Source organism: Fimbriimonadaceae bacterium (assembly GCA_019454125.1).
GTDB lineage: Bacteria > Armatimonadota > Fimbriimonadia > Fimbriimonadales > Fimbriimonadaceae > JALHNM01.
In genome coordinates, this window is record CP075365.1 from 2,209,070 (window position 1) to 2,223,787 (window position 14,718).

The 14,718-nt window shown below is 64.4% G+C and carries 14 protein-coding genes; 4 read left to right on the forward strand and 10 right to left on the reverse strand.

Annotation, left to right across the window (positions count from 1 at the left end; genetic code table 11):
- Positions 1–51 precede the first annotated feature (51 nt).
- From KF733_10805 to KF733_10825, 5 genes are all read right to left on the reverse strand, one after another.
- Positions 52–294, reverse strand: coding sequence for a hypothetical protein (locus tag KF733_10805; GenBank protein QYK55491.1), 243 nt, complete (start codon positions 292–294; stop codon positions 52–54).
- Positions 278–1,219 (reverse strand): Mu-like prophage major head subunit gpT family protein, encoded by a 942-nt coding sequence (locus tag KF733_10810; protein ID QYK55492.1) that lies wholly within the window; start codon positions 1,217–1,219, stop codon positions 278–280. The genes KF733_10805 and KF733_10810 overlap by 17 nt, the downstream gene beginning before the upstream one ends.
- Positions 1,220–1,270: 51 nt before the next feature.
- The gene (locus tag KF733_10815; protein QYK55493.1) at positions 1,271–1,708 is read right to left on the reverse strand and encodes a hypothetical protein; all 438 of its coding nucleotides are present in this window, start codon (positions 1,706–1,708) and stop codon (positions 1,271–1,273) included.
- A gap of 24 nt (positions 1,709–1,732) precedes the next feature.
- Positions 1,733–2,626: a hypothetical protein gene (locus KF733_10820; protein QYK55494.1), complete on the reverse strand. Its 894-nt coding sequence runs from the start codon at positions 2,624–2,626 to the stop codon at positions 1,733–1,735.
- A 137-nt stretch (positions 2,627–2,763) separates the two neighbouring features.
- Positions 2,764–3,468: a PEP-CTERM sorting domain-containing protein gene (locus KF733_10825; GenBank protein ID QYK55495.1), complete on the reverse strand. Its 705-nt coding sequence runs from the start codon at positions 3,466–3,468 to the stop codon at positions 2,764–2,766.
- Between the two features lie 267 nt (positions 3,469–3,735).
- On the opposite strand from KF733_10825, the gene KF733_10830 reads away from it, so the two are divergent.
- A complete protein-coding gene (locus KF733_10830; GenBank protein QYK55496.1) occupies positions 3,736–5,565 on the forward strand; it encodes a hypothetical protein in 1,830 nt (609 codons plus the stop codon).
- Between the two features lie 46 nt (positions 5,566–5,611).
- Here the strand turns inward: KF733_10830 and KF733_10835 are convergent, their stop codons facing one another.
- Genes KF733_10835 through KF733_10850 form a run of 4 tightly spaced genes read right to left on the reverse strand, consistent with a single transcriptional unit; the run spans position 5,612 to position 10,295 of the window.
- Entirely contained in the window at positions 5,612–6,511 is a 900-nt protein-coding gene (locus KF733_10835) for a tyrosine-type recombinase/integrase (GenBank protein QYK55497.1), read from the reverse strand.
- The gene (locus KF733_10840) at positions 6,424–8,190 is read right to left on the reverse strand and encodes a glycosyltransferase family 39 protein (GenBank protein ID QYK55498.1); all 1,767 of its coding nucleotides are present in this window, start codon (positions 8,188–8,190) and stop codon (positions 6,424–6,426) included. Before KF733_10840 ends, KF733_10835 begins: the two co-directional genes overlap by 88 nt.
- A gap of 11 nt (positions 8,191–8,201) precedes the next feature.
- On the reverse strand, positions 8,202–9,146 hold the full coding sequence (locus KF733_10845; GenBank protein ID QYK55499.1) for a hypothetical protein: 945 nt from the start codon (positions 9,144–9,146) through the stop codon (positions 8,202–8,204).
- 15 nt (positions 9,147–9,161) lie between these two features.
- On the reverse strand, positions 9,162–10,295 hold the full coding sequence (locus KF733_10850) for an acyl-CoA dehydrogenase family protein (GenBank protein QYK55500.1): 1,134 nt from the start codon (positions 10,293–10,295) through the stop codon (positions 9,162–9,164).
- Between the two features lie 159 nt (positions 10,296–10,454).
- On the opposite strand from KF733_10850, the gene KF733_10855 reads away from it, so the two are divergent.
- The 3 genes from KF733_10855 to KF733_10865 all read left to right on the forward strand — a co-directional run bounded on the left by KF733_10855 (position 10,455) and on the right by KF733_10865 (position 13,299).
- The gene (locus KF733_10855) at positions 10,455–11,363 is read left to right on the forward strand and encodes a metalloregulator ArsR/SmtB family transcription factor (protein QYK55501.1); all 909 of its coding nucleotides are present in this window, start codon (positions 10,455–10,457) and stop codon (positions 11,361–11,363) included.
- Positions 11,364–11,452: 89 nt separating this feature from the next.
- Positions 11,453–12,880, forward strand: a complete 1,428-nt coding sequence (locus KF733_10860) for a hypothetical protein (protein ID QYK55502.1) — start codon at positions 11,453–11,455, stop codon at positions 12,878–12,880.
- Positions 12,877–13,299 (forward strand): hypothetical protein, encoded by a 423-nt coding sequence (locus KF733_10865; GenBank protein QYK55503.1) that lies wholly within the window; start codon positions 12,877–12,879, stop codon positions 13,297–13,299. The genes KF733_10860 and KF733_10865 overlap by 4 nt, the downstream gene beginning before the upstream one ends.
- Positions 13,300–13,309: 10 nt before the next feature.
- Here KF733_10865 and KF733_10870 read toward each other — a convergent pair whose 3' ends face one another.
- Positions 13,310–14,638: a hypothetical protein gene (locus tag KF733_10870; GenBank protein QYK55504.1), complete on the reverse strand. Its 1,329-nt coding sequence runs from the start codon at positions 14,636–14,638 to the stop codon at positions 13,310–13,312.
- Positions 14,639–14,718 lie beyond the last annotated feature (80 nt).

The window sequence follows — 14,718 nt, forward strand, 5'->3', positions numbered from 1 at the left end:
CCCTCCCTCGGCCCGCTGCCGGGGGCGCGGGCCAGAGAGGGACGGTTGGGGTCAGCGGCTGACGAGCCGCTTCAGGAGGCCCGAGAAGGTCCGGAACTCTCGCTCGACATCGCGAAGCTCCTTCAAGACGGCCGCGAGGTCGACTTTTCGCGGGTCGCGGAGGGCCAGGTCGATCGAGGCGGTGGCTTCGGAGATTTCGTCGGCAAGCTTCTTGCCCGCGCCATAGAGCGCGAGGGCCACGCCGAGAAGGCCCCCGAGGCCGACGGCCCCGAGCAGCTCAGCTAAGCTTGCCACCATACACCGCCTGCCAAAGGCCGTAGCCCACGTTGTAGCGGGCGCGGACGCCATAGTAGTAGCGGTCCTGCATGAACGCGCTCTCGCTGCCCGTGGTCGATTCCAAGGCGGTGAACTCGACCGGCACGTCCGACCGCTGCTGCAGCAGGATGCCCTTGATCGGCCGCGAGGTGTCCATGAGGAACCAGGCGTCCGCACCCGTGCCAGAGACGTAAGGCGAGACGATCAGCTTGAGGCGGCCGCTGAAGGCGTTCAGGTACGGGGTCGGCGAGGTGCCCGCCGCGCCCGTCGCCTTATAGACGACGACTTGGCTCTCGATCAGTTCGATCGCGTCCCACATCAGCTTCGGCCCGACCAAGAGCGTGTCCGGCACGATGCCGAGCGGAGTCCCACTGTCGTCCGGCAACGTCATCATGGACGACATCGCGGTTGCGAGCGTGGCCGCGCTGAGGGCGCTGTTCGTCGTGTTGCTGTAGGTCGCGCCCGAATAACCGGGGTGGGTGGCGCTGAAGAAAGTGGCGCCGTCGTAGCCCGTGCCGGTCGCGCCGTTCAGCAACGCCTGGACTACGATCTGGTGCCGGTGCATGCCCACCCGGTTCGCGAGTTCCCGGACGCGCAGACGAATGAGGTCGAGTTGGTCGTCCTCGATCGCGCGGCGGTCCACCGCGATTGTCGATTCGAAAACCTTGTCCTCGATCGTGACGCTGAACTCGCCCATCCCCTGCGGGCGGCGCTCGTCAAGGAACTCACGCATGGGCGGAGTCGCGCCCAGCCAGGCGTACTTCTGGACCGGGAGGGTCGTGCTGACGACAGTCGCGATCTGGTTCGCGATACTGTCCTCGACTTTACTACGATAAGCTTGCTCGAACTCGGTCTTGAGCCCGGGTAGCAAAAGGTTTGGTACGTCGGATTTGGTTAAAGCCATTGAAGGTTCTGGTTAAGGATTCGGAGGTGTCTGGCTGATTTAATCGATAGGCTAGACCGAATAGTTGTCGATCCTCACGCGGACGCCCGCGACGCCGGTCGAAGTGGACTCGATCGATACCACCGTCCCCACCTTGTACTGGTTCGTGAGGCCGGACGTCGAGGATTGGACCTCCCAGTCCGTGAGCGCGTAGACCTCCTTGCCAACGTCCGCTTGGGCCGGGTTGAAGCCGCTCGCCGCCTTGAAGACAAACGAGCCGGACTTGGTCACGTTCACCACTTTGTCGCCCGCCGCGCCACCCGTGTTGTCGACCGTCTCATTGGCGACGCCGACGAACTTGAGGCTGGCAGTGGCATGCGACATGGGAATGGCATAGCCGAGAGTGTTCACCCCAACGTTAGCGCCTTTGTAGATCTTAACGTTGCTCATCTTGTAGGAGACGACCAAGCCCGGTCGCTCGTAAGTTTCGAATGCTTTGCTGAGAGCCATAACTGCTTGTTCTTGGGGAAAGTGTTATCGCCTACCGCGACGGTTTCGAGCGATCTTTTCAAGGTCTAGTCCAGGAAAGTGGCGTGTGTAAAAGTCGGCCTCGTCGGGCTCCAATTCGGGCGTGCTGCCCGGCGCGGTCGCAGGTGCGGTCTCTGCGAAGAGCGCCGACTTCGGCGCGGATTCCAGGAGCCGCACCGCGAGGTGGGCGACGGGCACGGAGGCGCCGTCGAACGTGACCGTCTTGGTGCACTCGAGCAACGCGGTGAGGAAGGGCCGCTGGGCCGGGACGATCCGCCCCTCGCCCTCAAGCTCGGCGATCCGGGACCAGATCCAACCCGGCCCCGGCGAAGCAAGCTCGCCCGAGAACACGGGGCCGCGCGTGAAGAGTCGGGCGCCCTCCACCCGAGGTTCGCGCACTAAGCTCACTTCGCGGATCTCGCAAAGGTCGCTGGAAAGGCCCAGGGAAAGGCCGTGCGCGCCCGACCGGTCGATGAGGTCGCTGGCTTCGCGGCTGAGGGCCACCGTCCCGTGCAGGGTGTCGCCGTCCGCGCGGACGTCCGTCAGAAATCCCAGTTCCAGGGGCGACCGAGAATGCTCGATCAAGATGGGGACGGGAAGGTCGAAGGTCTCGGCAAGGTTGCGCAGGTGCGCGTCGGTCACCGTCAAGCCTTTGTCCGGATAGTCCCCGGCGCGGAACAGCAGAGCTTCGCGGTCGACCCACGCGGTACGGGCTTCCAAATAGGCAGGAGCCTGTAGCCCGGCCTCGGCGAGGGATCGGCGCAGGCGGTCCTTCTCTCCAGGGCTCGCGCTCAGCCGTTTGCCGCGAAGGCCCGGCCCCACCTCAGCCGCCCGGCGAAGAACCTCTAGTGTCTTCGATTGGTCACGATGTTTCTTGTTCGACAATTTGTTCTCACCCACGGGTTCGAGGGTGAGGCGGCAAGAAAATCGGGAGTCAACCGAAATGGAGGCGGGTCAAACGAAAGTTGCCCGTCGGTCATGCGAACCCGACGGGCAATTTGCAGTAGAAGACTAAAAGCTCTTAGGCTTTTTGACGATTACTTGCGGCGGCGAGCAGCGATGGCAGCGAGGCCAGCGCCGAGAGCGAGCATGGTGGCCGGCTCCGGAACAACGTTGACAGCGTAGCTGTAGTTGTTCGCGGTCTGGAGCGAGGTGCCCGAACCGAAACCGTTGCCCGGGTTGATGCCCCAGCCGTTGTTGCCGCCCGGGATACCGCCCGAGTTGCCGAGGATGAAGACCTGGCCGCCCGCACCGAACTCGCGGTTGACGACGGCGCCGAGCCAGAGGTTGGCGCGACCGCCGGTGGCGAGGTTGAGACCGGTGAACTCAGCGACGTAGGTCGGGTTCGTGGTGCCACCGACGCCGGTGATGCGAGTCGTGCTCGAAGCCTTCATAGAGACGCTCGAGACGTCACCGGTCAAGTTGCCGGCGGCGGCAGCGACGCTGCTGTAAAGGTTGATCGTCCAGTCGAAGTCGTTGATTTGCATCGACGGGTCGCTGATCTCGAAAGCGACGGCGACCGTGTTGACCGAGTTACCGGCGGACGCGTTGAAGTCGTCGATCGAGGTGCTGCTGAATTCAGGGAAGTCCCCGAAGACCTGGATGACGCCGAAGTCACCGATCGTCGAGAGGCTCGCGCCACCCGGGGTGATCTGGTCCATGGCGTTATAAGTGTTGAGCAACTGAGCGTTCGCGCTGATAGCAGCGACGACGAACGACAGGGAAAGCAGAGTTCGCTTCATTTTGTTGTACCTTCCGAATCTAACGGGATCATGGGCGCGGACTAACCGCCCGCACACCACTGACGAACCTGTTATACCAACTTGAGTGGCGCTTTGCACCGTTTACAGGCCCCTTTTCCTGAAATTCGGAAAATTTACGGGTGGAAAACCAGGTTGTCTGGCCGCCACTAGGTTCGAGCGAACTCTTGGCCCAAGCAGGCCCCATAGGCAGAAAGCGCGATCGGGCCAGAATCAATGGTTACTTCCCCCTTTTCTCAAGAGGCGCTATTGGCACGTAAGACCGAACTCAAGCCCGAAGAACTCGTCGCGCGCGACTACGCCGACAGACTTATTTTATCCACGCTGACCGAGCTGAACGAAGTCGTGAAGCCGAGCGAGGTCTCGGACCGGCTGCAATCGCAGGGCCTTGGCCTTGCCGCCGTCCGCTCCCTGCTCGCCTCCAATCCGTCCCGCTTTGCCTATGCAGAGCGCCGCTGGATCCCGGCCGCCCGCGTCGCCTCGATCGGACGCCCTGTCCACGAGTTCGTCCGGACGACCGTCGACCGGTTCGGCGGTCCCATGTCCATCGACCTGCTCGCGGTCGAAGTGGCGCGCGTCCGCCATGAAGACCCCCTGGCGATGGCCGACGCCATCCGCCGCATGGTGCGCACGGACGAAAGCCTCTTCATCACCCTTGACGACCGCATCGCGCTGAACAGCTTCGTCTTCGTCGCCAACGACGAGAGCCCGGAGCGCGCGTTCCAGCTGAACGGCGTCACCGAGGAAGAAGTCGCCGAGGTCCAGAACGCCTTGGGCAAGTTCGACTGGATGCAGACCGACGCGATCCTCCGCGCCCTCGATAAAGTCTCCCCGGTCGGGGCCAAGGCGCTCGGGGCGGCCGCGTGGCTCGCCCTCAGTCCCCAGGGGTCCGACACCTTCCTGATGTACGACTGGCGCTCGTTTAACGCCGAGCTCCTCAGCGTCCCCGGCTTTGTCTATAGCAGCGAGGGCAAGATCTGCCCCGAGTCCATGACGAAGCAGTGGCTCAGCGCCGCCGTCAAGCTCGCCGACAAGGTCACGCCCGCGATCGAATTCGAGGACGCGGCCCCGATCGAGCTTAAGAAGGCCGACATCGAAAACCTTGTGAAGGCCGTGGCGACCAGCGAGGACACCGTCACCGCTACCCGCCTGCTCGAGCAGTTCTTCGAGATCACCCCGACCGTCAAGACCTTCCCAGACGACATGCAAAACGTGATGGCCGCCCTCAAGGCGGATCCGCGAGTCTGGTGGGTCGGCGGCGACCGCTTCCGCGCGCCGGGGAGCGCGCCGGAGTTCATCTACGAGATGCCCGAGCCGTTCCAGTTCGTCCAGACGCCGTACCTGCAAGAAGACGGAGACCCGGTCGACGTCGAACTCACGGACGAGGGCCTCAGCACCTCCCTTCGCAAGCTCATCGCCCACCCGCTCGCCACGGACGTGAACGACGAGGACGAGGTGCCCGAGCCGAAGAACATGCCGGAGTCGATGCGGCTCGTGCTCAAGCCCATCCACCGCGAGCTCGGCACCTTCCCGCTCGCCCAGTTCCCCACGACCTGGTTCGACCGACAACCGGCGATCCAGGAGATCATCCTGATCGACGGGCAGGGGCGCGAACTTCAGACTTGGCTGAACAACGACGCGCGGCTCATCTTCGGCCTGTTCGATTGGTGGCTCGACCAGCCCGTGGAAAGCGGCGCGGTCTTCACGCTCACCAAGACCCACAAGCCCAACGTCCTCGAGTTCGCGTGGCTCGACCAGACGGACCCCGTCGTCTACATCAGCAGCCAGCGCATGGACGAGCTGCGCGAGATCGCGCACCGCGCCGATGAGATGTCCACCTTCGACATCCTCCGCGAAGTCATGACCCACTGGCCGAAGGGCGCGGACTTCCTCACCACCCTGTGGGAGGTCAACGTCGTCCGACGCACGTCGCGGCGGCTGCTCGCCTCGCTCCTCTCCAGCTATGTCTGCTTCTACCAGCGATCTGGCTCGCCGGTCTGGCACTACGACCACAAAAAGGTCGAGCAAGGCTTCGACAAGACCAAAAAGAAGTTCGTCGTCAAGCGCGACGGCTCGTAAGGGGTCACCCGGCCTCTCCGACGGCAGTCGGGGAGGCCGCTTTCTTTCACCGCCTCGGGTGCGACTCTTTATAGCGCCGCCGGACCTCTTCCATATCGAGCTCCGTGTAGACCTGCGTCGTCGCGATCGACGCGTGGCCCAGCAGTTCTTGCACGGCCCGCAGGTCTGCCCCCCCCCGTAGCAGGTGCACGGCATAGGTGTGGCGCAGCACGTGCGGCCCGATATGGCCCTCGATCCCGGCCGCCCGCGCGCACGACTCCAGGATCCGGTACGCCATGTATCGCGAGAGCGGCGCCCCTCGGGCGCCCAAGAAGACCGCGTCCACCGGACGCCGCTGCAGAGCCGGCCGCCCTGCCTCCAGGTAGCGCTCGAACCACTCCAAAGTCCCGCTCGGCAAAGGCACGACGCGCGTCTTGCCCCGCTTGCCCGTCACGCGCAGCAAAGCGGTCGAAAGGTCGAGCCCGGCCAAGCCGAGGGCCACTGCCTCGCTCACTCGGAGCCCCGCGCCATAGACCAGTTCCATGAGCGCGCGGTCCCGCAACCCTGTCGGCTTGGCGAGGTCCGGCACGGCGAGCAACGCCTCGAGCCGCTCCAAAGGCAACGCCTTCGGCAACCGACGCCCCAGCCGCGCCCCAGAAGAGCTCGGAAGCTCGGCGGGGGGCGCCTGCCCCCTTCGGGCCATGAACTTCAGGAACGATCGCAATGAGGCGACGCGCCGCCGAAACGTGGCAGGTTTGAGCGGCGGGCCAAGGCTCGCCTCGTACCGAGAGACCGCCTCGTTATCAAGCGCGGACCAGTCCGCGAGGCCGATGGACTGAAAGAAGTCGGCGGCCGAGAGGAGGTCGCGCCCATAGGCCGCTACTGTGTTGGCGCTTGCCGACCGCTCGAACTTGAGGTGGTCGAGGAAGAGCTCTCGCTGCTCGAGGAATCCGTCTTTTTTGTCCAAACCCAGATGATAGGACGCACGTACATGAGGTCGTGCGCCTGGGACAGCGGCGAAGGGTGCAAAGCCGCTTCCTGAGGGAAGACCCGCTCCAGCCGATACTCCCGCTGGAGCCTCGTCACGAACGCGACGTAATCCTCCAGCTGTCCTGTGAACGCCCGGCGCGCGGCCGACCCTTCCGGCAGGTTCCGCAAGCGCTCCACGCCCTCGATCTCAAAGCTGGAGAAGACCACGCGGTCTGGGGCGAGGTCCAGCAAGCGCACGTCCCAGTCTTTCGCAGGGCTGCCGTCCGTGGGCTGGTAACGCAAGACGCGTGGCGGCAGGGCCCGGAGCCCGGGGGGTAAGAACCGCGGCGCGGCCGCCTCCGGATAGAGCGTCGGCGTGTAGAACCAGGCGTCGCTCACCAGGCCGACCGTCTTCGTCTGGAGCTCCTCCCGGAGCCAATCCCCCGCATCGTCGCGAGGGTCCACGGATGCCATCGCCGCCGTCGCCTGCGTGGAGAGCCAGAGCCCCCCGCCGAAAAGGCCGCCGAGGGCAAGGATCCCGGCCGCGACGATCCCCCGACCGAGACGGCCGGCCCGGGCGTGGGCCTCGCCCATCGCCGATCCAAACCCCAGCGCCAGGACCGGGATCAGGGGGAACACGTAACGCAAGAACTTAACCTCGGCCCGCCCGATCAAGAAGTAGAACGCGCAGAAGAAAACCGCCGTCCCGATCCAGGATGCCTCGCGACGCAGCGTCCCCCGCACCAGGCCGACAAACCCCGCCAAGGAGAGCAGCGAGCCGAAGGCGAGGCTGAGGTTCCCCAAGTGGTAAAGGAACCCGCTCGACGTTCCTGCGAAGACGAGCCCGTGGCCCGTGGAGGTGTGGCTCGCTTCGAAGGCGAAGTCGCGCCAGAACGCGGCCGTGTCGAGGAGCGCGCCAGGCGTCGTCATGAGGAACGCAAGAGCGGCGGCGCCAATCCCTATCGCCGCCTCTCGCCAGCGCCTCTGCACCAGGCAGACGACGAGGAGGGCCAAGACCACCAACCCGCCGCTGTACTTCGTCCCCGCGCTCAATCCCGCGAAAAGCCCGGCCAGAGCCGCTTGGGGCAGGGGCTGGTCCGGCAAGCGGCCGCCGGGCTCCGAACCCGGCTCCTCCAGGCGGAGCGCCCAATAGAGGCTCAGCGCGACGAAAAGGGCGGAGAGCACGTCCACGGTCTGGAAACGGGAATGGACGACTAAACCTGGGGCGAACGCGACCGCCAAGCCACCAAGGACCGCTCCGAGAACGTTCGTCCTTCTCCTCAAAGTAGCGAACGCCACCCAAGCCATAGCGGATCCGGCCAGCAAGCTCATCCAGCGGCCCACCGCCTGGGTCCGCGCGAAGAGCCGCCAAGCGTCCGCCGGGCCCGTCACCTCGACCGGCGACCAGGCGCCCGCAACCCGGTCCGCCACCGATAGCAAGCTCAGGTAGAGGGTGCCGTAGTTGTAGGCAGTCGGCACGAGGTCGCCAGAGAGGGGGTCCACTTGCGAGGCGAAGAGCGCCACCACCGGCTCGTCCGGATGCAGGCTCCAATGCCTCTGCTCATAGGGCGTCCCCCAGCCGATCCCCGCCGCGCGCAAGACGAAGGCGAAAAAGAAGACGGCCAGTCCGATCAGGAGCGGACTGGCTGACGTGGTTGTCGACTCAGGCTTCCCCAACAGGGGCCATGCTACTTGACCGAGACGCGCCGCATGGTGGACTTACCCGTCAACCGGATCTCGATGTCCGATTCGCCCTCGATGCTCTCAAAGTCGAAGACCACCCCGCCGCTGGACCGGGCGTCCGCCGTGAGCGTCTCCTTCGTCTTCTCGTCCAGGTCGAAGACGATCGTCGCGGCGAGCCGGAGCTTCAGGGCCTTGAGGTCGCTGTCTTCCCTGCCCATTCCGGAGGACTGCAGCATCCAGGGCAGGGCGTCCGTGTCCAGGTCGAGCTTGGCCGTCACCCGGTGGATCCTCTTTCCGTTGACGGTTTCCAGGCCGTTATAGGTGTACTCGTAGTCCAGGCGCTGGACGGCCTGCCGGCCCGTCCCCTTGAGCTCGCGCGGCTGGAAGCCGACCGTCTTGTGCCAGGTGTCCCCCGGCTTCACCGGTTCGATCGGGAGCTTCGGGTTGAGGTCGAGCGCGGACTCCAGGTTGCCCCCGAAGATCGCCAACATTTGGATCTCTCGGAACATCCGTTCGAACCCGGGCGGCTCTTGCCCACCGAAGACTCCGGAGAGCGGCACCGCCGCCAGCGACGCCTGGCGCGCAGCCTTCGACTCCTTAATGTCCGTGACCTCGTTTATCGGCGAAAGGGTGAAGACAAAGTTCCAATCGACCTTTTCAGTCGTGGCCCTGGGCGGGTGGTCCGCCGTCTCTCCTTCCGTGATCTTCATCGCAGGACGCTTATAGGAGACAGTTGAAAATCCCTCGGCCTTGGCCGTTGCGTGATTCACCGAAAAGTCATAGTCGACGTTCACTTCCGAAGGTAGAAAATACGCCATCGGATAGACCTTCACTTCCGAAAGAAGGTGCGACCGCACCTGGAAAGACGACGACGCACCAGGAGTGAATTGCCGATAAAGCTCGACCTCGGCGTCTTGGCCGAGGACGAGCAACGCGATCAGGGAAACCACGCTTAGTAAGACGCCTCAGCGGGTCACTTGCTTCGCAATGACCATCCTTTGGATCTCGCTGCAGCCTTCGCCGATCTCGGTGAGCTTAGCGTCCCGCCAGAGCTTCTCGACCAGGTAATCGTAGGTCATGCCCCGGCCCCCGTGGATCTGGATCGCGCGGTTCGTGACCCGGTTGGCAGTCTCGCTGGCGTAGAGCTTCGCCATGCTCGCCTCCTTGACCACCGGTTCGCCCCGGTCGTACTTTTCCGCGCCGTGCCGCAGCAGCAGGCGGGCCGCGTTGACCTCCATCTCGCTGTCCGCGATCATGTTCTGCACGCTCTGCATGTCGCAGAGCCGGCGGTTGAACTGCTCCCGCTGCTTGGAGTACTCCACAGCAAGCTCGTGCGCCTTCTCCGCGATCCCGAGTGCCATCCCCGCAATCCCGAGCCGCCCGCGGTAAAGGAACCCGATCGCCTCCTCAAAGGTGCAGGGCGTGTGCCAGCCCACCGCATTGTGCATCTCGAACTGCGAGGTCCAGCTGGCCGAGACGCCGATCGTCGGGATGCGGCCCGTCAACTTAAATCCAGGCTGGTCGGTCTCCATGAAGAAGGCGCTGAGCTCCTTTTCGCCCGTACGGGCGATGATGATGATCATATCGGCCCGGCCGCCGTTTGTGATGAACATCTTCTCGCCGTTCAGGTGGTAAAAGCCCGGCCGGCCCTCGATCGGGGTGGCGCTCGTCTTCACCCTGCGGGCGTCCGACCCGGCGTCCGGCTCGGTCAAGCCCCAGGCCAGTTCCATCTCGCCCTTCAGCGCGCTGGGAAGGTACTTTTCACGTTGCTCGTCCGTGCTGAGGCTCACCAGGTGCGCCAGACAGAGCGCGTTGATCGCCGCCACGTTCATCGAGAGGGCTGGGTCGCCTTGGGCCAAGAGACGGCACGCCTCGGTATAGGCCACACAAGAGTTCCCTCCACCACCCAGCTCGCGCGGAACGGTCATTCCCATCAGTCCGACCTCGGCGCACCGCTTGAACACGTCGTCGGGCAGCTTGTCCTTCTCCCATTCGCGGGTGTTGGGAAGGACATATTCGTCGACGAAGCGGCGCACACCTTCGAGGAACTTGGCCTCGGGCTCGGACATCGGGGAACTCGGGGGGAACTCAGCGATCACAGTGGAAAATCTCCTTGTCTAGCTTGGATTGTACTTCCATATCTTCGGATTGGCCGGCTGGGTGTTCGCAAGGGCCCGGGAGCCGGTCATAGGTTCGCCGGCACATGAGACGTTCATGTTAGTGATATATTGATGGCGTCCCAACACTGTTTTAGGCCGATGGCAGACCTGTTCAAGGAAGTTGGCGAACCGTCCCGGCGGGTTCTCCTGGCCCACTTACGGACCGGGCCGAAGAAAGTCGGCGAACTGGTCGCGCTGACCGGAATGAAGCAGCCGAACGTGAGCAACCACCTGGCGAAGCTGCGGGCGAACGGCGTCGTCCGGGCAACGAAGCTCGGACGGCAGGTCTACTATTCTCTGGCGAACGCGGCACTTGTGAACACGCTCACCGGCCTCCTCGGGCCGGACACCACGGCCTTGGAGGACTGCCCCCTCGACACGGCCCAGGTGAAGACCTTCGCCAAAGCGGCGGTCCAAGGCGACGAGGCCAGCTGCACCCGCACCGTCGACATCCTGCTCGCGCAAGGCCGAGACATCGCCGAGATCTATCAGAAGCTCTTTGAACCCGTGATGGTCTTGATCGGCCGGTGGTTCGAGGTCGAGGCGGTGGACGAGGGGCAGGAACACCTCGCGAGCGCGATCATCGAGCGCCTCATGGCCCGGGCGCTCTTCGGCGTGCCCCCTGCGCAACCTGGTGCGCCGGTCGCCGTGCTCGGTTGCGCGCCCGGGAACTGGCACTCGATCGGCATCCGCATGGTGGCGGACATCCTCCGGTCACGCGGCTGGCTGACCCTCTTCCTCGGCGCGAACGTCCCCTCCAAGGCGTTTCTGGCCGCGGTCGAGCACCACCGCCCCGATGCGGTGATGGTCTCGGCGAACCTCGAAGAGACGCGCACCGAAACCCTCGAATTGGTCCGGAACCTCGCCCAAGCTCAGCAAGGCAAGGTCGCCGTCGGGGGGAAGGCGGTCGCCGACGCGCGAGAAGAGTTCGCGCTAGCGGGAGCCGACTACGCCGTTTCCAGCTTGGATGAGTTCATCACCCAGGTTTTGCCGCGTCTCGGACCCTAGACCGTGTCTGCGACGCCTCATCTTCGCTGCATAATCACTTTTGTTAAATAGCCAGGGCGTGTCTTGCCCTTGCTTTGTTTGGTGACCACATGAAACGCTTGCTTCCTGTTCGCCCGCTTTCCGCCGTGCTTCACGCGCTCCCAAGCCAGAACCGAGTGACGTTGGCTATGGGCGCGACCTGTCTAGCGGCCGCCCTCCTCATCGTGACGTCCCGCGAGGCGCAGTCGCAAGTGGGCGGTGGCTTCCCCGCTTTCGTCCGGCTCCAGACCGGCACCCCCGGCACTGCGGACGTGGGCAACGCGAACCTCAGCGGCCGCATGATCGCGGGCACTTTCCAAGGGATCGGAACGGACCTGACGAACCTCAATGCCGGAAACATCGGTACTGGGACGGTCGCGGACGCCCGCCTGAGCGCGAACGTCATGCTGGTGAACAACGTCCAGACCATCACGGCGGCCAAGACCTTTGCCGTGACCCCGAGCTTCACAAGTACGGCCAAGCCCTTCAACGTGTCGTCCGCGACCCTCGTCAACAACCTCAACTCAGACCTCTTCGACGGCTTGAACAGCACCCAGTTCCTCAACACGGCGAACCGGCTCACCGTGACCCTGAACCTGGCCGGCACAAGCCTCTTGGAAGCGGTGCAGCAAAGTACGTCGGGCAGCGGCATCGTGGCCCGGAACGTTGTGCGCGAATCGACGGTCACGCTCGCTGGCCCCCAGGGCGGAGTTGTCTCCAACGTCGGCACCGTCGCGGTCGCCGTCTTCGGCCAGAACGGCTCCTTCCCACCTATCAATCCGGGCACCCCTGCGATCTTGGGTGCAGGCCCTTCGTTCGGCGTCGTCGGGGTCGGCGGGGGCGGCGGCGTGGCAGGCATCGCCGATTCGGCCGGCTACGGCGGATATTTCCAAAGTAACGGCCCAAACTCTGTCGCTTTGCGCGCGACGAACATCACGCCGAAGGACGTCGACCCCGCCACGGTCGAGCTCGGCTCTGACGACGGCGCCGTCTATGTAGAATCGGGCACCGTCACCGAAAAGTACAACTCTGCAGTTTCGGCGGCTGTACCGATCGCATATGGAACGGTGAACACGGACGGCTCGCGCTTAAGCGGCACCGACAACTGGGCGGCGTCGTACGACGGCACGCGGTACGTCATCTCGATCACCGGTGAGACCTACTTCTTCGCCAACTATACGACGAACATCACAGCCGTAAACACGAGCACGTTCTTCACCACGACGAACAGCGTCGGTGGCAATCTCCTGGTCTACATCCGGAACAGTCAGGGCCAAGCGCTGCAACGGGTGTTCCAGTTTATAACATACAAAACGAACCCGGCCGTGAACGTCGCCGCCGCGCCGCGGCACGCCTTCGACGATGACTTGACGTGGTTCGAACAGCGGCCCGGAGAGGGCCAGGCGTACCTTCGCCTGTTCGACGCCACGCGAGACCGAATGCCCAGCAAGAAAAACGCGCCAAGCTTTGGCAAGGGGAGAATCGTCTCAACGCCATGAGCACTTCCGCCAACGCCCTGTCCGCCGCTGTGCCGCTCGCCTATGGGACCGTAGCCGCCGACGGATCCCGCCTCAGCGGCACCACGAATTGGACTTGCACGTATGACGCGGCCACTCAGCGCTACCTGATCTCAATCGACGGCGTCGCCTACTTCATGGCCGACCAGACGACGATCGTCACGGCCGTCAACACCAGCACCTTTTTCACGACAGTGAGCAGCTTCGACGGCATGGTGGTCGTCCACGTGCGGAACGGCGACGGCGACCCCGTCCAAAAAGCCTTCTCGTTCGTCACCTACTGGGCCAACGGCCGGGGCGGCGGGCGTAAGCCGAGCCACGCTTATGGCGACGATTCTGAGTGGGCGGTGGCCGAGCCCGCCGCCTTCTCGGCGTTCCTGGGGAGTAACTCCGGGGCCTGAACCCCGGAGCTTAGTCAAAGACCAGCCACTGGGCTTGGTCGGTCTCTTGGCACCAGAGTAGGGCGCTGGCCGGGCCCGTCTGGCGGATCTGGTAGCGGCCGCGCAGCGTGCCACTGCCCGTCCGCACGTACCGCGCCGCGGAACCGGACGAGGTGGCGTAGTCCGTCTTCAGCGTCGTGTTCGAAACGGTAGTCGAAGTGTCCACAGGGTCGAAGCGGTTGCCGGCCCAATCGAACATATCGAGCGTCTGTGAAAAGAGCCCGGTCGTCCCCATGCGAGAGGTGACCCTGAACTTCACGAGGGAAGGCGTGAGATTCGGCTGCGACGCAGAATCGACTTGGACCTGCACGGGTGGAACGACCAAGTTCGGGACGATAAACTTGCACACACGCAACATATTGCCGTCCGTCGACTGTAGGCTTGCCAGGTTGCCCGAAGCCAGCCGCCCAAGGCTCACCGTGAACGTCGTCGGCGCGATCGTGGCCGGCGGCTCATAAAGCAAGGCGAACATCGTGCCGAGCGGGTCGACCGGCGTTCCAAACCGCGTGTCCACCTGGTCCCCCGGCAGTGAAAAGGTGCCGTTGTTCAGGGCCAGCGACTGGAACTCGATGGGGTTTTGCGGGGCAGCCGGGTTTTGGGCCTTGGCACCCCACATCATGAAGGTGTTGCTGGTCGAGAACGTGTTGGCCGCTGCCAGCTGCTGGAGAACATAACCGCCGTTTGCATCCCGCGGCAGAGCCAGGCTCAGGGTGCCGAGGTCGACGTCTGCCCAGTAGTAACCCGCGCCGGGGGGCACCGTGCCGAAATCGATCGTGACGCCGGTGAAATCGCCCCTCGCCTGCGAACTGTTCGGGTTGGCCGTGTTGAAGTTCTCGGTGGTCGCCGCGAACACCCGGAGGGGCTCCGCGACGCCCTGCACCCAAGCGAACGCCACCCGCTTCGCCACCGCGCCCGCCGATTCCGGCTTCAGCTTCATGTCGTTATAGACCATCGTGTTCCGCTTGAAGGGAACGTACCGATAGCGGGTGGCAGGGTTCCCGAGGCCGGCGCTCGGGCCATAGCCCGGGACCTCGTCCGGATAGAGTTTTCCGTCCGGGTCGAACAGGAACTCAAAGAGGTCGAAGGCGATTTCGTTCGCGGCTGCGGCCCGGCCCACCTGCCCGCCTGCGGCCTGCCAAGGACCGGTCTGCACGACTTCGCCGTCGACCAGCATCGCGGGCGCGATGCGGACCGGCTCGATGCGCCGCTCAGGCGCGACCGGGATCTGGGAAGAGGCAATTCCGGCGACCAGGGCAATGCCCCAAGCGGCCGAGTGGCGAAGGAGAGAAGCGGGAATCATGGTTGTGCGTCCACAAAAAGCGAAGATCGGATCCTCCCTAAGAATAACCCATGCCACGGCAGCCTAGGCAAGTTTCGGGG